At 71.6% G+C, this 25,071-nt stretch carries 19 protein-coding genes; 8 read left to right on the forward strand and 11 right to left on the reverse strand.

Annotation, left to right across the window (positions count from 1 at the left end):
• Window positions 1-51: 51 nt before the first annotated feature.
• Window positions 52-483, reverse strand: coding sequence for a protease inhibitor (locus tag ACWBNA_RS10975; protein ID WP_482704087.1), 432 nt, complete (start codon window positions 481-483; stop codon window positions 52-54).
• Between the two features lie 333 nt (window positions 484-816).
• Between ACWBNA_RS10975 and ACWBNA_RS10980 the strand changes: the two genes are divergently transcribed.
• A complete protein-coding gene (locus tag ACWBNA_RS10980; RefSeq protein ID WP_482704088.1) occupies window positions 817-1,368 on the forward strand; it encodes a hypothetical protein in 552 nt (183 codons plus the stop codon).
• A gap of 269 nt (window positions 1,369-1,637) precedes the next feature.
• On the forward strand, window positions 1,638-2,807 hold the full coding sequence (locus tag ACWBNA_RS10985) for a lactate 2-monooxygenase (protein WP_482704186.1): 1,170 nt from the start codon (window positions 1,638-1,640) through the stop codon (window positions 2,805-2,807).
• 27 nt (window positions 2,808-2,834) lie between these two features.
• Here the strand turns inward: ACWBNA_RS10985 and ACWBNA_RS10990 are convergent, their stop codons facing one another.
• The 3 genes from ACWBNA_RS10990 to ACWBNA_RS11000 form a co-directional block, all read right to left on the reverse strand.
• A complete protein-coding gene (locus tag ACWBNA_RS10990; protein WP_482704089.1) occupies window positions 2,835-4,457 on the reverse strand; it encodes a ricin-type beta-trefoil lectin domain protein in 1,623 nt (540 codons plus the stop codon).
• A 509-nt stretch (window positions 4,458-4,966) separates the two neighbouring features.
• Window positions 4,967-5,344 carry a toxin Doc gene (locus ACWBNA_RS10995; protein ID WP_482704090.1) on the reverse strand — a complete coding sequence of 126 codons (378 nt, stop codon included), beginning with the start codon at window positions 5,342-5,344 and terminating at the stop codon, window positions 4,967-4,969.
• A 3-nt stretch (window positions 5,345-5,347) separates the two neighbouring features.
• Window positions 5,348-5,593 (reverse strand): hypothetical protein, encoded by a 246-nt coding sequence (locus tag ACWBNA_RS11000; protein ID WP_482704091.1) that lies wholly within the window; start codon window positions 5,591-5,593, stop codon window positions 5,348-5,350.
• Window positions 5,594-5,782: 189 nt separating this feature from the next.
• Here ACWBNA_RS11000 and sigJ point away from each other — a divergent pair, with 189 nt between their 5' ends.
• Window positions 5,783-6,727, forward strand: coding sequence for an RNA polymerase sigma factor SigJ (gene sigJ, locus ACWBNA_RS11005; RefSeq protein ID WP_482704092.1), 945 nt, complete (start codon window positions 5,783-5,785; stop codon window positions 6,725-6,727).
• Window positions 6,724-8,175, forward strand: coding sequence for a cytochrome bc1 complex cytochrome b subunit (gene qcrB, locus ACWBNA_RS11010; RefSeq protein ID WP_482704093.1), 1,452 nt, complete (start codon window positions 6,724-6,726; stop codon window positions 8,173-8,175). The genes sigJ and qcrB overlap by 4 nt, the downstream gene beginning before the upstream one ends.
• Here the strand turns inward: qcrB and ACWBNA_RS11015 are convergent, their stop codons facing one another.
• The 3 genes from ACWBNA_RS11015 to ACWBNA_RS11025 form a co-directional block, all read right to left on the reverse strand.
• Window positions 8,176-8,640, reverse strand: a complete 465-nt coding sequence (locus tag ACWBNA_RS11015; protein WP_482704094.1) for a hypothetical protein — start codon at window positions 8,638-8,640, stop codon at window positions 8,176-8,178.
• A gap of 47 nt (window positions 8,641-8,687) precedes the next feature.
• Window positions 8,688-10,931, reverse strand: coding sequence for a glycoside hydrolase family 9 protein (locus ACWBNA_RS11020; protein ID WP_482704095.1), 2,244 nt, complete (start codon window positions 10,929-10,931; stop codon window positions 8,688-8,690).
• A 144-nt stretch (window positions 10,932-11,075) separates the two neighbouring features.
• The gene (locus tag ACWBNA_RS11025) at window positions 11,076-14,180 is read right to left on the reverse strand and encodes a glycoside hydrolase family 2 TIM barrel-domain containing protein (RefSeq protein WP_482704096.1); all 3,105 of its coding nucleotides are present in this window, start codon (window positions 14,178-14,180) and stop codon (window positions 11,076-11,078) included.
• A 267-nt stretch (window positions 14,181-14,447) separates the two neighbouring features.
• Here ACWBNA_RS11025 and ACWBNA_RS11030 point away from each other — a divergent pair, with 267 nt between their 5' ends.
• The 3 genes from ACWBNA_RS11030 to ACWBNA_RS11040 all read left to right on the forward strand — a co-directional run bounded on the left by ACWBNA_RS11030 (window position 14,448) and on the right by ACWBNA_RS11040 (window position 19,211).
• Window positions 14,448-16,826 carry a SpoIIE family protein phosphatase gene (locus ACWBNA_RS11030; protein ID WP_482704097.1) on the forward strand — a complete coding sequence of 793 codons (2,379 nt, stop codon included), beginning with the start codon at window positions 14,448-14,450 and terminating at the stop codon, window positions 16,824-16,826.
• Window positions 16,827-17,169: 343 nt separating this feature from the next.
• Window positions 17,170-17,856 carry a DUF4232 domain-containing protein gene (locus tag ACWBNA_RS11035; RefSeq protein ID WP_482704098.1) on the forward strand — a complete coding sequence of 229 codons (687 nt, stop codon included), beginning with the start codon at window positions 17,170-17,172 and terminating at the stop codon, window positions 17,854-17,856.
• Window positions 17,857-17,954: 98 nt separating this feature from the next.
• Complete coding sequence (locus ACWBNA_RS11040) at window positions 17,955-19,211, forward strand: SLC13 family permease (protein WP_482704187.1); 1,257 nt, start codon at window positions 17,955-17,957, stop codon at window positions 19,209-19,211.
• A gap of 30 nt (window positions 19,212-19,241) precedes the next feature.
• Here ACWBNA_RS11040 and ACWBNA_RS11045 read toward each other — a convergent pair whose 3' ends face one another.
• Complete coding sequence (locus ACWBNA_RS11045; RefSeq protein ID WP_482704099.1) at window positions 19,242-21,245, reverse strand: ricin-type beta-trefoil lectin domain protein; 2,004 nt, start codon at window positions 21,243-21,245, stop codon at window positions 19,242-19,244.
• Window positions 21,246-21,672: 427 nt separating this feature from the next.
• Window positions 21,673-22,593 (reverse strand): helix-turn-helix domain-containing protein, encoded by a 921-nt coding sequence (locus tag ACWBNA_RS11050; protein WP_482704100.1) that lies wholly within the window; start codon window positions 22,591-22,593, stop codon window positions 21,673-21,675.
• Window positions 22,594-22,656: 63 nt separating this feature from the next.
• On the opposite strand from ACWBNA_RS11050, the gene ACWBNA_RS11055 reads away from it, so the two are divergent.
• Entirely contained in the window at window positions 22,657-23,475 is an 819-nt protein-coding gene (locus tag ACWBNA_RS11055; RefSeq protein WP_482704101.1) for a phytanoyl-CoA dioxygenase family protein, read from the forward strand.
• Window positions 23,476-23,484: 9 nt separating this feature from the next.
• On the opposite strand, the gene ACWBNA_RS11060 is transcribed toward ACWBNA_RS11055, so the two are convergent.
• Both ACWBNA_RS11060 and ACWBNA_RS11065 read right to left on the reverse strand, forming a co-directional pair.
• Window positions 23,485-24,456 (reverse strand): aldo/keto reductase, encoded by a 972-nt coding sequence (locus ACWBNA_RS11060; RefSeq protein ID WP_482704102.1) that lies wholly within the window; start codon window positions 24,454-24,456, stop codon window positions 23,485-23,487.
• A gap of 87 nt (window positions 24,457-24,543) precedes the next feature.
• Entirely contained in the window at window positions 24,544-25,071 is a 528-nt protein-coding gene (locus tag ACWBNA_RS11065) for a flavoprotein (RefSeq protein WP_482704103.1), read from the reverse strand.

Consider the following 25,071-nt stretch of genomic DNA (forward strand, 5'->3'; position numbering starts at 1 on the left):
CCAGCTGCGGGCCCCTCGGGACATTCCCGGAGTACGTGCGATCCCGGTCCCCTAGAACGTGAAGACGCTGCTCCCCTCGTAGCTCTTCACGCACTCGTTGGCGAAGGTGCGCTCGTAGGAGACGCGCTGACCGCGCCAGACACCGTCGACCGTGACGACCACGGGGTCGTACTCCTTGGTGCACAGGACGCCGTCCCTGACTCCCAGGGCCTCGAAGTCACCGTCGGCGGCGCGCAGTTCCGCACAGGCGGACGCGGCGGCCGGGTGGGTGCCCGAGGCGGTCGGGGCACAGGTGAGGGTGACCGCCCGTTCCGGGGTGACGGTGGCGGCGCTGTCGCCGTGGCCCGTGGTGAGGACCAGGGCCGAGGGGGCGTAGAGCGCGGTCGGGGTGGACGGTTGTGCGAGGGCGGCGCCCGTCAGGGGTCCACAGACGGCGGTGGCCGCAAGGCCCAGGGTCGCTGCCCAGCGCGCGGTGTTCCGCATTGTGTGCATCCTTCCGCTCGATACGACGAGATGTCGGTGTGCCGCGATCCGGCTCGGTCGGTGCCGGTGCGGCGAGCGCGAGTCTGCCGAGTCCGGTCCCGGAACTCACATCGACCCCATCGGTTTCAGTAACCTTGCGTATTGAATCAGTGGCGCGAAGTAACGGAATTCGAACGCGCCCGCCCTGCAATCGCACGGATCTCGATCTCCCGTTCCGGCCGATTGGCCGGTTTCCCCCCGCCACTTAATAGTCCTGAAACATTCCGCTTCAGCCCTGGGCGCACTTCCGCTCCGCCCCTTGCGTTCCCGCCGTCGCCGAGTAATCGTGATTACATGATTACGACAGAGCAACAAGAGAAGCTGCGCGGCTGGTTCGCCGGCCGACTGCCGGACGACCTGTTCGAGGCGCTGGTCGAGGTGACGGCCGACCGCGAGGAGATCACCGTGATCGGCCGCATCCCCGAACCCCGGCTGGCCGAGGACGTGTCGGCCGCCGAACGGGAGGCTGCCGTCCAGGGCCGCGTCCAGGAGTTCCGGGAGCGCACCCGGGAGACCCGGATCGCGGTGGCGGGCGAGGCCGAGCACCGGTTCCGCCGGAAGGTGTCCTGGGGCGTGGAGTGCGGCGGGGAGCGGGTCCTGTTCACGCATGTGGCGGCGCCCGTGATGACCCGGCTGCGCCAGCCCGAGCGCCAGGTCCTCGACACCCTCGTGGCCGGCGGTGTCGCCCGCAGCCGCAGCGACGCCCTCGCCTGGTGCGTCCGCCTGGTCCAGCGCCACACCGACGACTGGCTCGCCGAACTGCGCGACTCCCTCGAACACGTCCAGCGGGTGCGCGCCCAGGGGCCCGACGCCGAACCGGAGGACTCCGCGGCGGACAGTGAGTGACCGGGAGGCGGAGGCGATCGCCGCGCGCGACGGCTTCCGCCCCCGCTGACCGGGCCCGGCCGCGTGCGCCGGAGGCCGGAGGTGGCCGAAACCGGCGCCGGCCGACGTCCTCGCCGTCCCGCGAACAGGCCCGCGCCCCGCGCCCCACGCCCCGCGCGAGTCGGCCGCCGGGCCCCTGACGCCTCGTCCGCTCCCGGCAGTCGGACCTGCGCCTACTCGCCGGTATGGTCGGCGGGACGCTGCTCGACGAGGAGAGGCGGGGCGGTCTGATGGGCAAGCACTGGGCGGACTTCCAGTACGAGATCTACCTGAACGGGATGTCGGGCGCCGTACCGCGCCTGCCCACCGATCTGACCCGGCTGGAGGAGCTGACCGAGCGACGGCTCGGCCCCGGCCCGGTCGGCTATGTGGCGGGCAGCGCGGGCGACGGCAGTACGGCCCGTGCCAACCGGGCCGCCCTGGAGCGTCGCCGGATCGTGCCGCGCATGCTGCGGGACGTCCATGAACGGAACCTGTCGGTCGAGGTGTTGGGCCGTGCCCTGCCCGCGCCGCTGGCCCTGGCGCCGGTCGGCGTGCTGTCGATCATGCACCCGGACGCCGAGCCGGCCGCCGCCCGGGCCGCCGCCGCGCAGGGTGTGCCGTACATCCTGTCGTCGGCGTCCAGCACGCCGATGGAGCAGGTCGCCGAGGCGATGGGGGACGCCGAACGCTGGTTCCAGCTGTACTGGCCGAAGGACCCGGAGGTGGCCCGGAGTTTCCTGGTCCGGGCGAAGGCGGCCGGGTTCACCGCGCTGGTCGTCACGCTGGACACACCGCTGCTGTCCTGGCGTCCGCGCGACCTCGACCAGGCGTATCTGCCGTTCCTGCACGGCGTGGGCACCGCCAACTACTTCTCCGACCCGGCGTTCCTCGCGGGCCTGGCCAAACCGGTGCACGAGGACCCGAACGCGGCCGTCATGCACTTCGTCGGCATGTTCGCCGACCCCGGCAAGACCTGGCCGGACCTGGCGTTCCTGCGGGAGAACTGGGACGGCCCGATCGTCCTCAAGGGCGTGCTGCACCCGGACGACGCCCGGCTCGCGGCCGACGCCGGAATGGACGGCGTGGTGGTGTCCAACCACGGCGGCCGTCAGGTGGCCGGCTCGGTCGCGGCGGCCGACGCGCTGCCGCGGATCGCGGAAGCGGTCGGCGACCGCCTGGCCGTTCTGTTCGACAGCGGCGTCCGCACGGGCGACGACGTCTTCAAGGCCCTGGCCCTGGGCGCCCGGGCGGTGCTGGTCGGACGGCCGTACGTCTACGGCCTCGGACTGGACGGCCAGGCGGGCGTCGAGCACGTGATTTGCTGCATGCTGGCGGAGTTGGACCTCACCCTCGCCCTGTCCGGACACGCCACACCGGCGACCGTGAGCCCGGCCGACCTGGTGGCGGCGCCCGAATGAGAGCCGGTGGGACCCCGCCGGTCGGGGCTAGGTCCGGTCCGACAGCCCCACTGCCCGCGCGCCGGGCGCCGGCGTCCCGGTGTCCGACAGCGAGCCGGGGGTGGCCGTCGACGCCGGGTCGGTCAGCCAGTTCTGGTCGGTGGAGCCGTCACGGACCTTGACGACGATGTCGGCGCCCGGGTCGGCGTTGGCGGAGGTGAGGGCGAGCTGCTCGTCCCAGCGGGGCAGCAACTCGCCCTGCACGGTGAGGTCGTAGCGCACGTCGTCGGCCCGCTTCGCCTTCTCGCCCGCGCACGTGCCGAGAATGACCACACCGGCGTCGGCGTGGGAGTCGAGACACAGGCCGGGCTCCGCCACGCTGCGCAGCAGCCCGTCGCTCCCGTACGACCACTGCTGCGTGGGCACGGACGAGCACGTCGCCAGTTCGGTCCCGGCGCCGGACCTGGGTTCGCCCTTGATGTCGAGGCACAGGTCCGCGCCGAGGTTGCGCAGCCTGGTGCGGCCCGGCGCGACGGGGAGCTGGGCGGTGCCGGAGGACGCCGTCGGCGGGGCCTGGGTGCCGGCACCCGGTGCCGCGCCCACGCCGCCGTTCGCGCTGGTGGAGGCGGCCGGGTCGACGCCGTCCTCGTCCGACCACAGGCTGGCGACGAGTACGGTCGCGAGCAGTCCGGCGGAGGCGAGGCCCACGCCCGTCAGGAGCGTCCTGGAGGAGCGCAGCCCGCCCAGGGGCCGGCGGCCGGGAGCGGGGGCCCCCGGCAGCATTCGGCGGCGCCCGCCGCCGTGCCGGGAGGTGCCGCGCGCGCGGGTCGGCTCCTGGGTCCGGCCCGGCCGGGACTCGAGATAGCGTCGGGCTCCCCAGCCGAGCACCGCCTCGGCGAGCAGCACGCCCAAGCCACCCTCGAAATGGCTCAGTTGTTCGGCGGCGTTCCGGCAGTGACGGCACTCGCCCAGATGGTGCTGGACATCCGGCAACAGGGCCCCGCCACGGCGAATCGGAACGTCGAGGAGGCGGTTGTAGAAACGGCAATCCTTGGTGGGCGCGAGTTCCCGATGGGCATGTACACAACCTTCGCGGAGTTTTTCACGCGCTTGTTCGAGAGCCGCCGAGGCGGTGGCGGTATCCATCCCGAGAAGAGCGGCGGGTGCGGCTATCCCCTCCGCCTCGACCTCGACGTGCCACAGCAAACACCGGGCGAGTCCGGGAAGCGCGTGGAATGAACGCTCGGCCAACTTGCGATTTTCGGGCGTCAGCGACTTGGCCGCACGGATACCGCGGCCTCCGGAGGGTTTCCCCAACTCCGGCAGTACTTCCGATATGTGCTCTTCGGCCGACCACTGCCTGACGGTGTCCCGCACTGTCACGAGTAACCGCGGGCGCAGCGCCACGGCCGGCTCGCCAAGGGTGAGCCGGTCCAGCACCTGGTGGAAGGCGGCGGCGGTGACCATCGAGGCGGTGTCCTCCGAAGAGGCCAGACAGATCGCCGCGTACGCGTGGACCGGCTGCCAGTGCCGCGCCATGAGCAGCGCGACGGACTTGCCGACCTCGACGTCCGAGTGGCCTCTCAGCGCCGCGCCGAGGCCCTCGTCGGATTCTTCCGGAACCCCGCCGACCGGGGGGTAGGGCGGGCGCGGGGGGTGGGGGGTGGGCACTGAGCGGATTCCTTCCCAGGCACATGGGGACAAAGAAGTTCTTGCCGCCGAAAAGAAGCCCCAGTCGGCGCTCACCTTTCGGGTGCGGACACGAGGAGCATGAATTGACCGACGCCCGTCCGCCCCGGTTCCCCACCGGACGAATGCGAGCCGGCCCTTACCCCCCACACGGTTGTTCACCTTCGCACAAGTCACTCACGGCCAACAAGGCACTTGGGAAACCTGCACATCGTTGAAAGAAAGTCAGAAACGGCCGCACGGCATACCGCAACTCATCGCGGCGACAACGGTTTTCGCCTTCGCGTGCGCCCCGTGTGATGCACGCGCACGCGCCGGAGCGGAACGCACGCTCCCGGCGCACGCCTCCGCGTAGTGCACTGGGACCGGCCTTTCCTCCGAGGCCCCCGCGCAGGACGGCGGCTCTCCCGCGCGCGGACGGCCGCCGACCCCGTTCCTCCCGCCCTCGGTCGGCGGCCCCGGGGCGGGCTGCGCAGGGGCGCCCGGAAGTGTCAGATCTGCCAGGAACGCAGCCGGTCGGCCGCGCGGTACACGTCCGTCTTGCCGGAGATCAGGTCGCGAGCGAGGTCGACGAGGGCTCCGTAGGGCGGGTCGATGCCGACGCCGCTGACGAACATGTAGGCCACGGCCGTCGCGCAGGCGAAACGGGCGTTGGCCGACGGCAGCGGCTTGAGCAGGGCGATGGTGTGCAGCAGTGCGGCGGCCCGCCAGGCCGGGTCGGAGTCCACACCGAGGCGGGGCGGGTCGACCCGGTGCCGGGCGACGGCGGCCACTAAGGCGGAGAAGTCGTTGATCGTGGGCTGGTCGGGCAGGACCTCTTCGTGCCGCTGCAGCAGCCAGGGCACGTCGATGTGAACGACGGGAGCCATGGGTCAGGCGACCCGCCCCTCGCCCTTGGCGGACGGTTCGTCGTCCGGGAAGGCCTCCGCGAACTCCTCGGCGTGGGACGCGAAGAACCTGCGGAACGCCTCCGCGCCCTCCTGCAGCGCTCGGTGCCGGGCGATGTCGGCGGCGGCCGCCTCTCGCACGAGGGCTTTCATGGACGTACCCCGCTCCTTGGCGATCTGCCGCAGGTCCTCTAGCTCGCGCTCGCTGAACTCCACGTTGAGAGCTGGCATGCCCTCACGGTACCGCGCGGGTACTTACTCGTAAATATCCGCAGGTCAGACAAGCAACCCGCCGGTACCGGAACCGACATGCGGCGGTGTCGCGAGGGTGAGGCGTGGGTCACATTCCACCGACCTGATGTCACATACCGGCGCCCGTGGGCCGTCGCAGTGGTGAGCGCGCCACCGGGGAGGCCACGCATGACCGAGCACACCGTTTCCGACCGTTGCGAGACCGACGGACCGCCGGCCGACGCCACCGGTGTGTTCGTCCGGCATCGGGAACTGCTGTTCGGCGTCGTCTACAACATGCTCGGCAGTGTCGCCGACACCGAGGACGTGCTCCAGGAGACCTGGTTGTCGTGGACCGGACGGCGGGACGGTGACGCCCTGGACGGGATCGCCCGTCCCCGCGCGTATCTCGTCCGGATCGCCGTCAACCACGCGCTCGCCCGCCGCGCCGCGGTCAGCCGCCGCCGGGAGACGTACGTCGGTCCGTGGCTGCCCGAGCCGTTGGTGGCAGGCGACGACGGCGGGGCCGAGGATCCGGCGCTGCGCACCGAGTCGGTGTCGATGGCGATGCTGGTGGTGCTGGAGTCCCTGACACCGCTGGAACGGGCGGTGTTCGTCCTGAACGAGGTGTTCGGGTACGCCCTCACCGAGATCGCGGAGATCATCGACCGCACCCCGGCGGCCGTGCGGCAACTGGCGCATCGCGCGCGGGGCCATGTGCACGCGCGGCGCCCGCGGTACCGGGCCCATCCACGGGTGCGGCGGGAGGCGACCGAGCGGTTCGTGCGGGCCGCGCTCGGCGGTGACATCGCCGAGCTGATGGAGATCCTGGCACCGGACGTCACCGTGTGGACGGACGGCGGGGGACTGCGCAGACCGGCGGGACTGCGTCCGGTGCACGGCCGGGACAAGGCCGTCCGCCTCATCACCGGCTACGCGGGCCGGCACGGCCCGCAGCACCTGGACCTGCGCTACCGGCGCGTCAACGGCGACGACGCCGCCGTGCTGTTCGAGGGCGACTCCCCGTACGCGGTGATGGTCATGGACCTCACCCCTCAGGGCGACCAGGTGTCCGGCGTCTACATCGTGACCAACCCCGAGAAACTCACGCACGTGCACCGGGAGGAGACGTGACGAGCAAGGGCGAGCGGGTGGCCGACTGGTTCGACGGCCGTCTCGGCATCCACACCCTCGGCAGGCGGTACCTGCGCAAGGTCTTCCCGGACCACTGGTCCTTCCTGCTCGGCGAGATCTGTCTGTACAGCTTCGTCGTCCTGATCCTCACCGGCGTGTGGCTCACCCTCTTCTTCCATCCGTCGATGAACGAGGTGACGTACCACGGCAGCTACACCCCGCTCAACGGCGTGCGCATGTCCGAGGCGTACGCCTCCACGCTGGACATCAGCTTCGACGTACGCGGCGGGCTGCTGATCCGGCAGCTGCACCACTGGGCGGCACTGGTCTTCGTGGCCGGGATGTTCACGCACATGATGCGGCACTTCTTCACGGGGTCGTTCCGCAAGCCGCGGGAGGTCAACTGGCTGTTCGGCTGGTCGCTGCTGTTCCTGGGTCTGTTCGAGGGCCTGTTCGGCTACTCGCTGCCGGACGACCTGCTGTCGGGCACCGGGCTCAGGTTCGTCGACGGAGCTCTGCTGGCGGTCCCGGTCGTGGGGACGTATCTGTCGATGTTCCTGTTCGGCGGCGAGTTCCCCGGCGACGACATCGTGGCCCGCTTCTACTCGCTGCACGTCCTGGTGATCCCGGGCATCATGGCGGCGCTGGTGGTGGCCCACGTCCTGTTGGTCGTGTACCACAAGCACACCCAGTTCGCGGGTCCCGGACGGAGCGAACGCAACGTCGTCGGCGCCCCGTTCTTCCCGGTGTACCTCGCGAAGGCGGGCGGTTTCTTCTTCCTGGTCTTCGGGACGCTCGCGCTGATCGCGGCCGTGGCGACGATCAACCCGGTCTGGGCGTACGGCCCCTTCCGCGCCGACCAGGTCTCCACGGGCGCCCAGCCCGACTGGTACCTGGGGTTCGCCGAGGGCCTGGTGCGGATCATGCCGGGATGGGAGATCACCCTGTGGGGCCACACACTCGTGCTGGGTGTGCTGATCCCGATCGTCGTCTTCCCGCTGCTCCTGCTGTTCATCGGCGTGTACCCGTTCCTGGAGGCCCGGATCACGGGTGACAGGCGGGAACACCACCTCCTCGACCGCCCGCGCAACCGGCCCGTCCGTACGGCGATCGGCGCGGCCTGGATCAGCGCCTACCTGATCCTGCTGGCGGGCGGGGGCAACGACATCGTGGCGACCCGGCTCCATCTGTCGATCAACACGGTGACGTGGGCGGTCCGCGTCGCGGTGTTCGTCGTCCCGGTGGCCGTCTTCGTCGTCACCAGGCGCATCTGTCTCGGTCTTCAACTCCGGGACAGGGAGCTGGTGTTGCACGGCCGTGAGACCGGTGTGATCAAGCGTCTGCCGCACGGCGAGTACGTCGAGGTGCACCAGCCGCTCGATCAGGCCCGGTTGCACACCCTGACCGCGCACGAGCGGCCCGGGGAACTCGTGGAGCGCGAACCGTAGTCACCAGGCCGTTCGCGGATCCCTCAGATGCTCCGGGGTCCGCTCCGGCTGCCGGTGCTCCTCCCCCTGATCCGTCCTGATCAGGTATCCCGGGCTCGGCGCGAACTCGAACGTCTCGGGCGCCGGGTCATGGAAGCGCTCGGTGCCCGGAAGCGGGATCTCCACCAGCCTGCCGTCGTGGATCATCCACAGCCCGAAGCAGTCGTCCTCCTCGTCATGGATGAGGACCTGCACGGACTCCGGCCGGTCCCACGGCAAAGACTCCAGATGCCTCAGCAGTCCGGTCCGGGAACCCACCCGGACGAACTCCGACGCCCAGCTGTACATGGTGCCGCCGCCCAGGGAACTCGGAACCGGCACGAACCTGCCCTTCCAGCTGCGCTCGTCGTCGTACTCGAGGAGGGGCTCCATGACCTGCCAGGAGTTGCCCAGCGCCAGCACGATGACCTCCGCCATTCTGCTCATGCCGGAGTATCACCGCACGCATGGAGCCCCCGCCAACCGATTTCGGCCTACGTCTGGTCCGCCACGAAGGACGCCATCCGGGTCAGGGCCGAGTTCCAGTTGATGGTGTGCTCGTTCGTCGACCAGGACTGGATGTCGTCGATGTAGCAGAACTGCCCGACGCAGCCCTGGAGTTTGCTCTGTGCGTACGGATCCTGGATGGCCGAGTTCGGTCCGCCCGCGAGGGTCCCGTCGGGCGGGGCCGGCTGGCTCGGGTCGAGCTGGCGGGCGTACCAACGGCTGTGCTGGTTGTGGGCGTTGGCCTCGCCGTAGCCGGTCACGTACGACATGTTCAGCGCGTTGCGGCCGAGGATGTAGTCCATGCTCTGGACGGCGCCGTCACGGTACTTCGAGGCGCCACCGATGTCGTACGCGGTGGCGATGACGACCGCGTTGTGCAGGATCTGGTGGTTGGAGCCCCAGTCGTAGAGGTTGTCGGCGGGGGCGTACGGCATGCCGTACGGATGGGCCTTGAGGGTGGCCAGATAGCGGTCGGCGCCCTTGATCACGGACTGGCGCACCTTGTCCCGGCCGGGCAGCTCGCTCGGTACGGTCGCGAGGTCCAGGCGGGCCGCTGCGGCCGTCCTGGCCCAGTCGTAGCCGAGGGGGCCGAAGATGTCGGCCGTGTGGACCGGCGAGGCGAGGACGTGGTCGGCGAAGGTCTTCTCCCCCGTGGTCAGGTACAGCTCGGCCGCCGCCCAGTAGAACTCGTCGGTGGCGTCGGAGTCGGCGTAGGCGCCGCCACCGATGCCGTCGTCCGGGTCGGCGTACCTCTCGGGATGGGCGAGGGCGGCCGTCCATGCCTTGCGGGCGGCGGCGAGGACCTTCGCCGCGAAGGCCTTGTCGTAGGGCCGGTACAGGCGGGCGGCCTGCGCGGCGGTGGCCGCCAGGTTCAGCGTGGCCTGGGTGCTCGGCGGGTGCAGTTCCCGCTTTTGCGGGTCGTCGCTGGGCAGCAGCGGCAGGCCGGTCCACTGTTCGTCATGGATCTTGTGGTGGGCCATGCCGGCCAGCGGCTGTCCGTCCGGCACCTGCATCTTCAGCAGGAAGTCCAGCTCCCAGCGGACCTCGTCGAGGATGTCCGGCACCTTGTTGCCGCTCTCCGGGATGGCGAGCGAGCCGTCGCCGAGCTTGGCCGGCTGTCCGGTGCGGGCGTGCAGCGAGCGTTCGTACGTGCTGAGCAGCTCCCAGGTGGAGATGCCGCCGTTGACGACGTACTTGCCGTGGTCGCCGGCGTCGTACCAGCCGCCGGTGACGTCAAGGGTGTAGTCGCAGACGCCCGGCTGACAGGGCACGTCGGAGTCGCCCTGGTTGGGGGCGACGTCGACGTGGCCGGCGGGGCGGGCGTAGCCGGGACGCAGGTCGTCGCGGATCGCGATGCCGCTGCGCTGTGTGTAGTAGTACTTCGCGGCGTCCAGGCGCAGCTTCTCGTAGGCGGCCGTGCCGATGTCGAAGGGACGGCTGGTCTCGCCGTCGGCGACCAGGGTGAGGCCGGTGCCCTGCTTCTTGTAGGCGCCGAAGTCGACCGAGTGGACGTTCTGTCCGGAGGAGGCGTCGGTGGCGCGCGGCACGGTCCAGCCCTGGGCGACGACCGCGCCGCCGGAGTTCTTGAGCCGCCAGGGCAGTTTCGCGGTCGCGTCGGTGACCAGGGTGGCGTTCTTCGGCCCGGAGGGCAGGTAAGCGACCTGGTTCACGCGCACCCGGGGTCCGGTGTCGGGCTCGTAGACCTCGGGCGGCACCCCGCCGAGCAGCGACACGTCGTCCATGCAGAAGCGGAACGGCTCGGCGCTGCCGCCGAGTTGGAAGCCGACCTGGCCCTGGGCGGTGTCGACGGGCGAGGTGAACGTGTAGGAGTAGGAGTTGCCCGACACGCTCAGCTGCGGGCTGACCTCGAAGTAGGTGTCGTACGGGGCGGCCGACAGTCCCACGATCGCGCGCAGGACGTGTCCGTCGGGTGTGCCGTTCGCGGTGAAGGAGAACTTGTACGACTCGCCCTTGACCAGGGTGAGGTCGTTCTGGCCGACGGCGGCGTCCCAGCGGTTGGCGGTGCCGCCCGGCACGTCCGCGCAGAGCTGTCCGTCGGACAGGCCCGCGGTGACGTTGTTGGTGGTCCACCAGGGGGCGGTGGTGGTGTCGAAGGTGCCGTTCTTGAGCTGCTCGACCTCGTCGGCGACGGCCCCGGGGGCGGGGAGGCCCACCAGTGCCGCCCCTAACAGGGCCGTCAGAGAGAGCAAGGCGGTTCTGCGTCGTTTCACGTCTGGGCTCCTGGGGGAGGTGCGGGCGACGCTCGGCGTGGGAGCGCTCCCAGATGCGGACGCAGGCCATGCTTGTTGGAGGCATGACACCGAGTCAACGGTCCGGACGGGACTGGTTTCCCGACCGGACCGCACGACCATGGCTCAGCCGGCCGGAACCTCCAGCCTGCTGATGCGCACCGCGCCCCGGGCCTCGCCGGGGTAGGCGCTGGTCAGCGTGAGTCGCAGCCGGGAGCCGCGGACGGCGCCGAAGGTGATGACCGTCGGCTCGTCCGAGGCGGTGCCCCAGTCGACGGCCGTTCCTTCGACGGGCACGTACCGGCCGCCGTCCCACACCTCCGCCTCGACGGAGGCGGGCAGGCTGTGGGTCGCACTCAGGGAGAAGGAGACCTCCACGCGGTCGAAGGTCCGCGTCCGGCCGAAGTCCACCAGGACCCAGTCCTCGGCCCTGGCGCCGCTGAACGCGGGCAGCAGGGCGGTGGCCGCCTTGCTGAAGGCGTTGGACCAGCCGGTGGCCGGGTCACCGTCGAGCATCGCGGCGGGGAGGGTGTCGGGGCGGCCGGAGTAACTGGCGTCCGCGTAGGGAAAGTCCGAGGGCGCCGGGTGGTCGGGCTCGAAGACGGCCGCCGGGGTGACGGCGGCGGACCGGGCGGGGGTGGTGCGCACGGTCACGGTGCCCGACCGCAGCCCTTCCACCCGCGCGGTCACCTTCAGGGCCCCCGGCTCGGTGCCGGACCGCACGATCGCGAGTGCCTTGCCGTGGAAGGCGGTGCGGGTGCTCGCCTGGTAGCGCTCGGCGCTCTCCTCGCGGCCGTTGTCGAGCCCGGCGAGGGAGCCGCCCCTGACGTCGAAGGAGATCAGGTGCTCGGCGCCGGGCACGACGACCCCGCGGGCGTCCACGATGTCCGCGGTGACGAAGGCGAGCGAACGGCCGTCGGCGGCGACGGACGTGCGGTCGGCGGTGAGGCGTACGGCGTGCGGCCTCCCCGCGGTGCGCAGGACGTCGGTGGCGACCACCCTGCCCCCGCGGCGGGCCACCGCCTTCAGCTCGCCCGGCTGGTAGGGCACCTTCCAGGTGAGGTGGAGCTTGCCCGCGCTGCCGTTCGGGCTGGTGTAACTGCCGGGGTAGGGGCCGTCGGTGAAGGTCTTGTCGTCGCCGGTCGCCTCGGTGGTCTCCAGGTACTCCCGGCCGTCGGTGGTCTTCTTCGTGTCGAATCTCCGGGTGCCGAGTGACCTGCCGTTGAGGAACAGCTCGACCGTGTCGACGTTGGAGTACGCCCACACCTCGACCGTGTCGCCCTTCTCGTGGTTCCAGGTCATGGGCAGCAGATGGACCATGGGCTCGCCGGTCCACTGGCTCTGGAAGAGGTAGTACATGTCCTTCGGGAACCCGGCCGTGTCGACCGCACCGAAGAAGGACGCCTTCACCGGGAAGACGTCATAGGGCGTGGGCTCCCCGATGTAGTCGATTCCCGACCACAGGAACTCCCCGGCGAACCACTTCCGGTCCCGGTCCTTCTTGTGCCCGTACTCCCCGCTCATCGTCCAGGAGGCCAGGTTGTTGTCGTACGACGAGGTCGCCCGCTTGCCCGGCGTGTGGTTCTCGCCGGTGTTGAGGCGTTCGGGCTCCTGGTAGACGCCGCGGGTGGAGGTCTCCGAGGAGGACTCCGACTCGAAGAGGAACAGGTGCGGGTAGCGGGCGTGCAGGGCGTCCACCGACTTGGCAGTGTTGTAGTTGAGCCCGAGTCCGTCGAGCTTGGCGAGGATCAGGTCGCCCGGGGAGCCCACGGCGGGCACGCTGCGGTGCCGGTGGGAGCCGATCACGACCGGGCGGGTGTCGTCGGAGGCCTTGATCGCGGCGATCAGCCGGTCCGCCATGGCCAGGCCCGAGGTGGAGGTGAACTCGGATATCTCGTTTCCGATCGACCACATGATGACGGCGGGCGAGTTGCGGGCGGCCAGCACCATCTCGGTGATGTCCCGGTCGGCCCACTCGTCGAAGAACCGGCCGTAGTCGTAGCGCGTCTTGGGGCTCTTCCAGCAGTCGAACGCCTCCACCATCATCACGATGCCCAGCTCCTCGCAGACCTCGATCATCTGAGGGGAGGGCGGGTTGTGGGAGGTGCGGAAGGCGTTGACGCCCATCGACTTCATGATGGTCATCTGTCTGCGGATCGCGTCGATGCTGACCGCGGCGCCGAGCGCGCCCAGGTCGTGGTGCAGGTCGACGCCCTTGATCTTGGCGTAGCGGCCGTTGAGGTGGAAGCCCTCGTCGGGGTCGAGGCGGAAGGTGCGGATGCCGAAGGGCGTGCGGTAGGTGTCGACCGTCCTGCCGCCGACGCGGAGTTCGGTCTCCAGGGTGTAGCGGTGGGGCGAGGCGAAGTCCCAGAGCCTGGGTCTGGTGACGGTCAGCTCATGCGCCTCGGTCGCCTCGGTCGCCTCGGCGTCGACGGTGACCGTGGTGGCCGTGCGGGCCACCGTGCGGCCGGCGGCGTCCTTGATCCGGGAGCGGATCTCGACCTCGCTCGCGGTGCCGGTGCCGTTCACCACGGAGGTCCGTACCCGGACGAGCGCCCGCTCCTCGGTGACGTCCGGCGTGGTGACGTACGTGCCCCAACGCGCCACGCGCACCGGGTCGGTGACCACCAGGCGGGCCTCGCGGTAGATGCCGCTGCCCGAGTACCAGCGGCTGCTGGGCAGCCGGTTCTGCACCTTGACCGCGATCACGTTCTCGGTGGTGCCGTCGGTGTGCACCAGGTCGGTGACGTCCAGGGCGAAACCGGTGTATCCGTAGGGGTGCCGGCCGGCCTCCGTGCCGTTGCAGTAGACGTACGAGTCCATGTAGACACCGTCGAACTCCACCGAGATCCGCTTGCCCGCCAGGCTGGGCGGCAGCGTGAAGGCGAGGCGGTACCAGCCGAGGCCGCCGGGGAAGAACCCGGTGCCGCTGGTGGTGCCGTTCTGCGTGGTCGGTGCCAGCTCGATGCTCCAGTCGTGCGGCACCGCGACCTCGCGCCACCCGGAGTCGTCGTACCCCGGAGCGGCGGCGTCGGCGTACTCACCGGTCGGGTCGGTGATCCCGCCCGGATTGACCAGCGCGAAGCGCCAGCCGTCGCGCAACGCGACCGTACGGCGGCCCGCGGCACCCCCGGCGGCCTCGGCGGCCCACGCCGCCGGGGTGCCCAGGAGCGCCCCGGCCGCGGGCGCTGCCGCGGAGGCGAGGAGAAGCGATCTGCGAGTGACCGTCATGGCGGCTCTCCCTCATCAGGGCCCAGAAGTACTCACAACTGATCGTGAACAAACAGATTCTGACGGTGTGCCACGCGCGCCCGTCAAGGGTGCGGTCGAGTGCTTCTGTCCCAGGCGTCACAACGGCCGGATTTCCCCCTTGACCGCGGCTTGATGGCGGCCCCGGCCGGCACCGGGGTTCCCCGTTCGTGAGGGGCCGGGACGCACTAGGCTGGGACCGATGTGGCGCGCCTGTTCACTGTGAGTGTCCGCGATGGAGTGGCGACGATGAGCCCGGAGTACCCGTTCGACGATGCCGCGACAGCGCGGGCCGTCATCGACGACGCGGGCACGGTGGTCGAGTGGAACGAGGGCGCACGTCTGCTCCTGGGCTGGCCCACCGCCGACGTCGTGGGCCGCCCCGCCCTCGAGCTGCTGGCCGACCCGGCCGAGGTTCCCACTCCGGGCAAGCACCGCTGGGAGGGCGTCCTCGCCCTGCGCCACCGCGACGGCTCGACCGTGTCCGTATGGCTGCTCGCCCACCGCAGACCGTCGCAGGACGGCCCGAGCCACTGGCTCCTGGTCACCCCGCTGAGCGGGGACGGCCCGCACGCGCCCGACGACCCGCTGGACAAGGCCGAGCTGGTCCAGTCCCCCTGCGCCGTCGCGATCTACGACGAGCGGCTGCGGCTGCGCCGGATGAACGCCGCCATGGCCGAGGTGCTCGGGCTGCCCGAGGAGCGGGTGCGGGGCCTGCGGGCGCCCGAGATGAGCGGCAGACCGCAGAGCGAGGACATCGAGCGGCATCTGCACCGGGTGCTCGTCACCGGCCGGGGGCACGACGTGCGCACGTACGTGCCGATCGGCGGCGACGGCCGGATGAACGCCTGGCTGGCCCGCATGGCCCCGATCACCGACGCCAAGGGCCGGGTGCGGGGGGTGTGCGTCGCCGCCCACGACTTCACCGACCAGTACCTGGCCCGGGAGCGGCTCCAGCTGGTGAACGAGGCCAGCGTCCGCATCGGCACCACCCTCGACGTCACCCGAACGGCTCAGGAGCTGGCGGACGTGCTGGTCCCCGCCGTCGCCGACTTCGTCAGCGTCGATCTGCTGGACCCTCCGGAGGCAGGGGGCGAGCCTTCCACGGCGAGGCTGACCGCCCCGGTCAGGATGCGCCGGGCGGCCCACCGGTCGGTGAACCACGGCACCCCCGAGGCCGTGGCCAAGCCGGGCCAGGTCGACTTCTATCCCGTCCCCTCGCCCCAGGCCGACCCCCTCATGGCGGGCCACACCATCGTGGCGACCACGGAGACCCGCGACCTGGCCGAGTGGCTCGCCTGGGACCCCGCGCGCAGGGACCGCGTCAAGGAGTACGGCATCCACTCCACGATGTCCGTGCCGATCCAGGCCCGTGGCCAGACCCTCGGCGTGGCCGTGCTGACCCGGTTCCGGCGGCCGGACCCGTTCACGCCGGACGACGTGCTGCTGGCGGAGGAGGTCACGGCCCGGGCGGCCGTCTGCATCGACAACGCCCGCCGCTACTCCCGCGAGCGCGAGACCGCCCTCGCCCTGCAGCGCAGCCTGCTGCCCCGGTCGCTGCCGCGCACCGCCGCCGTGGAAGCGGCCTCGCGCTACCTCCCGGCCGCCCGCGCGGGAGTGGGCGGCGACTGGTTCGACGTGATCCCGCTGTCCGGGATGCGGGTCGCGATGGTCGTCGGAGACGTCGTCGGCCACGGCATCCAGGCCTCGGCGACGATGGGCCGGCTGCGCACCGCCGTCCGCACCCTCGCCGACATCGACCTGGCCCCGGACGAGCTGCTGACGCACCTCGACGACCTCGTCGTACGGCTGTCCGCGGAGGCCGGCAGCGAGGGCCGCCCCGGTGAGGTCGGCGCCACCTGTCTGTACGCCGTGTACGACCCGGTGTCGCGGCGCTGCACGCTGGCCCGGGCGGGCCATCCGGCACCCGTGATGCTCCCGCCGGGCGGCGTACCCCGGGAGGTCGACATGCCCCCGGGACCGCCACTGGGCCTGGGCGGGCTGCCGTTCGAGTCCACGGAACTGGAACTGACCGAGGGCACCGTGCTCTCCCTCTACACCGACGGGCTGATCGAGACCCGGGAGCGGGACGTGGACGCCAGCCACGCCCTGCTCTGCGACGCCCTGGCGGTGCCCTCCGCCTCGCTGGAGGAGACCTGCGACCGGGTCCTGCACGGCCTGCTGCCCTCGGGCAGCGCGCTGGACGACGTGGCGCTGCTCCTGGCGCGCACCCGGGGGCTGCCCGCGTCCCAGGTCGCCACCTGGGACATCCCGGCCGACCCGGCGCTCGTCGCCCCGATCCGCAAGCAGGTCGTCGCCCAGCTCGACCGATGGGACCTGAGCGCGGCGGCCTTCACGGCCGAGCTGGTGGTCAGCGAGCTCGTCACCAACGCCATCCGGTACGGCGCCCGCCCCATCCGGCTACGGCTCATCCACGACGCGAGCACACTGATCTGCGAGGTCTCCGACACCAACCACACCGCCCCGCACCTGCGCCGGGCCAAGACCTGGGACGAGGGCGGCCGCGGTCTGCTGCTGGTGGCCCAGCTCACCGAGCGCTGGGGCAGCCGGCACCACACCGACGGCAAGACGATCTGGTCGGAGATCAGCCTGGCCGACGAGGAATGAGCGCCCTGCGGGGCGCCCTCCGTGCGCGGACGCCGGCCGCGCACGGGCAGGTCGCGGCATACGCCGTCCTCGCGGGTTCGGTCGCCATCGGCGCTCTCGCCTTCGTCCCGGGGCGTCCTGGCGGCGGTCGGCGGGGCCCTGCTCACCGGGCGGCTCCTGCGGTTCGGCGGTGGGTCGGCGACCGGCCGCGTCCTGGATCGCGTACGGCTCGACGACCGACGTGGTTCCCTGGAGTGACGGGCTACATGAACGGTCCCGGCCGCATCGCATCTCGGTGACGGGGCACCCGGCGCCGTACGCACGGGTGCCGCGGGCGCGAAGAGTTTCCGGGAGTGTGGACGACATGGCGAAGACGTCCCAGGGCCTGTCCCGGGCGGTCCGGCTGGCGAGCGCGGTCGCGGTGCTCGGCCTGCTGACCGCCTGCGGCGGCGGTGACGGCACGGCGAGTGCGCCGCCGAAGATGTCCGGCACGGCCGCCCCCGCGACCGAGGGCCCTGCGACCGCCTCGGCCGTCACCTCCAGCCCCAGCCCCAGCCCGACACCCACGCCGAGTCCGATCCGCAGCGCCGCCGCCTCGTCGACCGCGGCCAAGGACTCCTCCACGTCCATGAGCACCCGGTGTCACACCGCCGAGCTGCGCGCCTCCGTCGGGCGCAACGATCCGGGGGCCGGGCAGGAGAACTTCCCGGTCGTCCTGACCAACGCGTCCGCTCGGACCTGCACCGTGCGCGGCTACCCGGGCGTCGCCTTCCTCGACGCGTCCGGAAAGCAGCTGGGACCGGACCCGAAGCGTTCCGCCGACGCGATGGTGACGGTGAAGCTGGCGCCGGGGAAGAGCGCCTGGGCCGGACTGACCTTCTCCAACCCCGAGGTCAGCGGGGCGCGGGCGGCCACTCCCGAGTCGCTGCTGGTGACCCCGCCGGACGAACGGGACCCGCTGAAGGTGACGTGGACGGCCGGGCCGGTGCCCGTGTCCGGCAACGCGTCCTCGGTGCACCTGACGGTCTTCGCCGCCGGCACCGGCCCCTGAGCCGCCGACGGGAGGGCCGGCCGGGGTGCTCACCGGTCTCTTACCGGCGTCTGCTTCGATGGCGGGGCACCACCTGATTCGTTCCGAAGGATCCAGCACTGAACGCCCCGCTCGCCGAGACCCTGTCCGTCACCCTGCTCGTCGCCGTCCTCGGCTGGGCCGTACTGCGCCCGTTCGGCCGGCCGGAGGCGGTGCTGGCGGTCCCGGCGGCGGGAGTGGTGATCGCGACCGGGGCGATCTCGCTGGAGCACGCGCGGGCCGAGGCCGAGCGGCTCGGGCCGGTGGTCGGCTTTCTCGCCGCAGTGCTGGTACTCGCCCACTTCTGCGACGTCGAAGGGCTCTTCCAGGCGTGCGGGGCGTGGCTGGCCCGGCGAGCGGCGGGGTCCCCGGGGCGGCTGCTGACCGGGGTCTTCGTCCTGGCGTCGACGATCACGGCCGTTCTCAGTCTGGACGCCACCGTGGTGCTGCTCACGCCGGTGGTGTTCGCCACCGCCGCCCGGATGCGGGTCCGGCCCGGGCCGCACGTGCACGCCTGCGCGCACCTGTCGAACACGGCCTCGCTGCTGCTGCCGGTCTCCAATCTCACCAACCTGCTGGCGTTCGCGGCGAGCGGGCTGAGCTTCACACGGTTCGCCGCGCTGATGGCACTGCCCTGGCTGGTCGCGATCGCCGCCGAGTACGCGGTCTTCCGGCGCTTCTTCGAGCGCGACCTGGCAGAGGTCACCCACTCCCCCGACGCCGCCGCGGCGCCGGAACTGCCGCTGTTCGCGCTCGTCACCGTCGCCTGCACGCTGGCCGGGTTCGTCGTGACCTCCGCCCTGGGCGTCGAACCTGCCTGGGCCGCGCTGGCGGGGGCGCTCGTACTGGCCGGGCGTGCTCTCGTCCGGCGGCAGGCCACCCCGCTGACCGTGGTGCGGGCGGCGGGGCCGGCCTTCCTGGCGTTCGTGCTCGCGCTCGGCGTCGTGGTGCGCGCGGTGGTCGACAACGGCCTCGCCGACGCCTTGCGGCACGTGCTGCCCGACGGGAGCGGACTGGTCGCGCTGCTCGGCATCGCCGCACTGGCCGCCGTACTGGCGAACCTGATCAACAACCTGCCCGCGGTCCTGGTGCTGCTGCCGCTGACGGCCTCCGCCGGACCCGGCGCGCTCCTCGCGGTGCTGCTCGGCGTGAACATCGGTCCGAACCTGACCTACGCCGGGTCGCTGGCCACGCTGCTGTGGCGGCGTATCGCGCACGAGCACGGGCACGAGGTCGAACTCGGGGAGTTCACCCGGCTCGGTCTGCTCGCCACACCGGCCGCGCTGGTGGCGGCCGTGGTGGCGCTGTGGGCGTCGCTTCAGGTCGTCGGGGTCTGAAGCGCCGGGCCGGCAGGAGTGCGGGCCCCGTCAGTACTGGTTGCGGCCGTCGCCGGAGCCGTACCCGTAACCGCCGTATCCGCCGTATCCGCCGTACCCGCCGCCGTACCCGCCTCCGTACTGGCCGCCCCCCGAGCAGTAGTACGGGTTGTAGGAGCAGGGCCCGCTGGTGGGGTACGGGTACGTGGGCGCCGGAGTCGGGGTGGGCGAGGCATTGGGGGTCGACGGCGTCGTGGACGGCGTGGGGGTGGGCTTCGAGGCCGGCGTCTTCGACGGCTCGGGCGTGGGCGTGGGTGCGGGCACCTTCGCCAGGGTGCTGTCCGCGCCCCAGTTGACCACCTCCATCTGGAGGTCGGTCTTCGAGGTGTCGATCACCCAGCGCTGCGCGGGGCTGTCGTCGCGGGTCTTCACGACCAGCGAGCCCGCTCCGTCGGTGGCGGCGGGGGTCAGGGCCAGATCCTGGTCCCAGCGCGGCACCAGGATGCCCTGGAGGGTGAAGTCGTAGCGGACGCTCTTGGCGGCCGCCGTGACCGCACCGGTGCACGGGGCCAGCCGCACCGAGTAGCCGAGGTGGGAGTCCAGGCAGAGGTCGGGGTCGTCCGCGTTGCGCAGCAGCCCGTCGGGCGCGTACGACCACTGCTGGGCGGCGGCCGACGAGCAGTCGGTGAGCTCGGTCTCCGCGTTCTCGACGGCCTTCTCCCCCGCGACGCCGACGCAGAGTCCGGACGCCACGTTGTGCAGCCGGCCGCGCATGGTGCCCTGCTCGGCGTCACCGTCGCCGACCCAGGACGGGTCGGCGGTCGCGGTGCCCGGGTCGCCGTCGGGGGCACCGGAGGTACGGTCGTCGTCGGCTTGGGTGGTGTCGTCGGAGGAGCCGAGCGAGGACCACAGGACCAGCGGAAGGACGATCAGCCCGCTCACGGTCAGGACGGCCGCGGTGAGGTTGCGGCGGGACGAGCGACGGGCGGCCTTGTGCGCGGAGCGCCGGGAGGCCGTGCGAGGGCCGACCGGGGATGCCGATGCCGCCCGGGCGGACGCCTCGAAGGCTTCCTGCGCGACGGCGACCGGGTGCCCGGCGTCCGCCGCCGGGACGAAGGGCGCTCCCGGGGCTGCCAAGGGCTGAGGCGGCGTCGTCGCCATGAAGGACTCGCCCACCACGGCGGGGCGCTGGGCCTGCGCCTCCGCCTCGCGGGCGAGGTCGTGCACGTGGGCGCGGGCCTCCACGTAGGCGTACGCGCCCCAGCCGAGCACCGCCTCGGCGAGTGCGCCGCCGAGGCCCACGTTGAACTGGTGCAACTGGTCGGCGGTGTGCCGGCAGTGCTTGCAGCCGTCCAGGTGTCCGCGCAGGTCGGTGTCGATGTCGGCACCGCCGCGCCGATAGGTCACGTCCAGCAGCCGGAGGTAGTGGCGGCACTCCTGCTCGGGGGCGAGTTCGCGGTGGACCTGGAGGCACTCCTCCCGCAACCGCTCGCGGGCGCGCCCCACTTCGACGCGGGCGTCCTCCTCGTCCAGGCCCAGCAGTGCGGCGGGGGTGGCGAGCGGTTCGGCCTCGACCTCGGTGTGCCACAGCAGGCAGCGGGCGGACTGGGGCAACCGCTGGAACGCTCCGGACAGCAGCCGTCGGTGGGCCGGCGGCAGCAGGCGGGCGGCGGCTCGGTCCCCGCCACCACCGGCGGTTCTCAGCTCCGGGTGCAGCATCTCGCGTCTGTGGTCGCCGTCCCACTCCGCCGCGATGCGGCGCACGGTGACGAGCAGTTGGGGGCGCCAGGCGGAGGTCGGCCCGTTCTGGCGCAGTGTTTCTCCGAAGAGCCGGGTGAATGCGGCGGTGGTGAGCATTCCCGCGGGGCGGGCGCCGTCGGTGCACAGCCGTGCGTAGGCGAAGGCCGCTTCCCAGTGCCGGTCGAGGAGTTCACCGACCGGCTGGAGGGCGGGTGTCGCCCCGCTCCACTTCTTGAGCTCGGCGCTCAGTTGCTCGTCCGTGGCGTCTGAGGGGCGAGCGGGAGTCGGGGAATTCGACAGGCCTGCGTCTTTCACAGCGGCATTCCTCCGAGGGCGTTCTGTACTAAGTCCATACCAATGGGTATGCGGTGCCGCCGACACGACGCCGAGGTTCATCCGCACAGGGTTCGGCATCTCGAACGCCCACCAGGGGCAGCTCTTTTGAAGCGTGGGGAGCGTACGGGAGCGGCCTCGTGCGCACAGGAGAGACGTTATTGTCCGTGCGCCGACAACGCACACCTTTGCACAGGTCAGCGAGACGTAACAAGTGATGCCGCGGTTTTGTGCATTGCGCTCGGGTCGGAGGTATTTGACGACGGGTCAATAGCGTCCCCTTTGCGTCACCTTTAGAGTTGCCGCGCTATCGCCCCGGTAAATGGGAACGGTATTCACCTGGTTCCGCGTCGACTTCGCGCCAACCATTGAACGGCCACTCCACCGCGCATCGGGCCGGACTTCCGGCTCACCCGCCAACCATTGGACCGCCGGCCCGGTAGGCGCCGGGCGGCAGGCCGTAGCGCTCACGGAAGACCCGGTTGAAGTGGAAGGGGCTGGCGAAGCCGGAAGCCGCGGCCACGCGTTCCACCGAAAGGTCGGTGCTTTCCAGCAGTCGGGCGGCGTGGTGCAGCCGCGCCTCGCGCAGCGCCCGCATCGGGGACCGGCCGAGCTGCTCGGTGAACACATGGGCGAACCGGGAGGGGGACAACCGGACGCTTTCGGCGAGCGATTCGACCGTGTGCGGCGCCCCCGGGTCGGCCGCGAGGATCTCCTGGGCCCGGCGCACCCGCGGGTCGACACCGGCCGGCGGCGCAGTGGTGCGCGCGGCGCCGGCGGTGAGCAGGACGACCTCCTCCAGCGCGCACAGAGCCAGTTCGCGGGCCGCGGTGCCGTGCGCCACGGCGACCTGCTCCCGGTCGGCGTCGGAGGCGGGCGGCGCTCCGGTGCCCGTCCAGCGGGCGTCGGTGAGCATGCGGTGGAAGGCCGCCTCGATCCGGGCGGACACTCCGGCAGGGGTCGGGGTGACGACGTACATGCCGTCGCCGGCGTCGTACGGACGCAGCCAGGCGGACCAGGACGGTCGGGCCTGGCAGTGCGCCCACCAGAACCGCCAGTGCGGGGCGCCCGGTTCGACGCCGTAGTCGTGCCGGACACCCGGGGCGAGCACGACCAGGTCCCCGGCACCGGCCCGCGCCTGCGCCGCCCCTTGGCGAAGCCGGCCCTGTCCGCCGGTCGTCCAGGTGAACAGCCAGCTGTCGGCCCCGCGGGGCCGGTGCACGCCGTAGCCCGGCACCTGGTCGAAGTGTCCGACCACGACCAGGCCCGGCGGCGGTCCCGGATCGCCGGACGCGGCAGGCTCGGGCAATCCGTCAGCGGTCACGGGCATCCTCCTCGGAAACGCGGCGGCCTAGCGTGTCGCACCGAAGACACCGAACCGAGGAGCGGATCCATGACAGCCACGGACTTCGGCGCCACCGGCGCTCCCATCCTGCCCGAGGACGGGCCGCGGCAGTTCGCACAGGACGGCTTCACCGTCGTGCGGGGGCTGTTCCACCACGACGAGATCGACCGGCTGTGTGGCGCGTTCGCGGCGCTGCACGCGGCCGGGCCGGTGCCCGGGCACTTCGAGCCGCGCGCGTCGGCGGATCCGCTGCGGCAGTACCCGAGGGTGATGCACCCGCACGAGATCGACGAGCTGTCGCGGGAGGTGCTCCTGGACGGGCGGTTGCGCGAGGTGCTGGAGACACTGCTCGGCGAGGAGGTACTGGCCGCGCAGAGCATGTTCTACTTCAAGCCGCCCGGGGCGCGGGGCCAGGCCTTGCACCAGGACAACTTCTATCTGCGGGCGGAGCCGGGCACGTGTGTGGCGGCCTGGATCGCCTGTGACGTCATCGACCGGGACAACGGCGGCCTGGAGGTCGTCCCCGGCACGCATCGGATGGAACTGTTCTGCCCGGAGGAGGCGGACGCCGAGTTGTCCTTCGCGCGGGAGTACGTGCCCCCACCGCCGGGCCTGTCGCCCGTGGCCGTCGACATGGAGCCGGGGGACGTCCTGTTCTTCAACGGCAGCCTGGTGCACGGCTCGCAGCCCAACCGCACCGGCGACCGCTTCCGCCGCTCGTTCATCGGCCACTACGTCGGCCGTTCCACCGAGCGCATCGGGCACTACTACCGCACGCTGTCGATGAGCGGCGACCGGGTGCCGCTGCCTCGGAGCGAGGGCGCGGGTCCGTGCGGCACGGAGTTCGCACCGCACGGACCGCACTGAACGAATTCCTCAGGAGTGACCGACGATCGGGTGCGGGCCGTAGGGCTGCTCCAGTTCCTCGATCTCCTTGTCGCTGAGTTCGAGTTCGACGGCGGCCACGGCGTCCTCGATGTGCTGCGGCCTGGCCGCGCCGATGATGGGCGCGGCCACCGTCTCCTGGTGCAGCAGCCAGGCGAGGGCCACCTGGGCGCGCGGTGCACCCCGGTCGTCCGCGATGCGGGTGACGGCCTCGACGATGGCGCGGTCGCCCTCCGAGTAGAGGCGGCTGCCGAAGTCGTCGTTGGCGCTGCGCTCGGTGACGGTGCCCCAGTCCCGGGTCAGCCGGCCGCGGGCCAGCGGGCTCCACGGCAGGACGCCGACGCCCTGGTCCGCGCAGAGCGGCAGCATCTCGCGCTCCTCCTCGCGGTAGAGGAGGTTGTAGTGGTTCTGCATGGAGACGAACGTGGTCCAGCCGTTGCTCTCGGCCGTGTACTGCATCTTGGAGAACTGCCAGGCGAACATCGAACTCGCCCCGATGTAGCGCACCTTGCCGGCCTTCACCAGGTCGTGCAGGGCCTCCATGGTCTCCTCGACCGGGGTGTGCGGGTCGTAGCGGTGGATCTGGTAGAGGTCGACGTAGTCGGTGCCGAGGCGGCCGAGGCTGTGGTCGATCTCCGTCATGATCGCCTTGCGGGAGAGCCCGGCGCCGTTGGGTCCGGGCCGCATCCGGCCGTGCACCTTGGTCGCGAGCACGACGTCGTCGCGGCGGGCGAAGTCGGCCAGGGCCCTGCCGACGATCTCCTCGCTGGTGCCGTCGGAGTAGACGTTGGCGGTGTCGAAGAAGTTGATCCCGGCCTCCAGCGCCTGCCGGATCAAGGGGCGTGATGTTTCCTCGTCGAGGGTCCACTCGTGCGCGCCGCGGTCGGGCAGGCCGTAGGTCATGCAGCCCAGACAGATCCGCGAGACGTCCAGGCCCGTCGAACCGAGCTTCACGTACTGCATCGTTGCCGCTCCTGCCTTCGGGATGGGTACGAAAGCGAGCGTACGACTTCGCCCGCGCTCGAAGTCGTACGGCGGGTCCCGCGGAGTTCACCCCAGAAGGTGCAGCGCCCGCTCCCAGCCGAACTCCGGGCGCGCGCCGTCCTCCCCCGGCTCGCCGGAATACGGCTCGCCGAACCTCACGCCCATGGCGCGCAGCCGTATCAGACTGTCCCGGTAGGCGGGGTGGGCGGCGAGCGCGTCGGCCACGCACGGCAGGACGGCGACCGGCACGCCCAGGCCGTACGTCTCGCACAGGGTCGCCACGGCGAGGGTGTCGGCGAGCCCGGCCGCCCACTTGTTGACGGTGTTGAAGGTGGCGGGAGCCACCACGACGGCGTCCGGCGGCGGGAAGGGGCGCGGGTCGCCGGGGCTGCGCCAGGCCGAACGGATCGGCCGTCCGGTCTGCGCCTGGACGGCGGCGGTGTCGAAGAAGCCGTTCATCGCGACGGGCGTCGCGATCACCCCGACCTCCCAGTCGCGTTCCTGGGCGGCGGTGATCAGCTTGCTGACGTCCGTCGCGATCCCGGCGGCGCAGACGACGACGTAGAGGAAGGGTTTCCCGTCCGGTCCGGTCAT

Source organism: Streptomyces sp. Q2 (assembly GCF_056820935.1).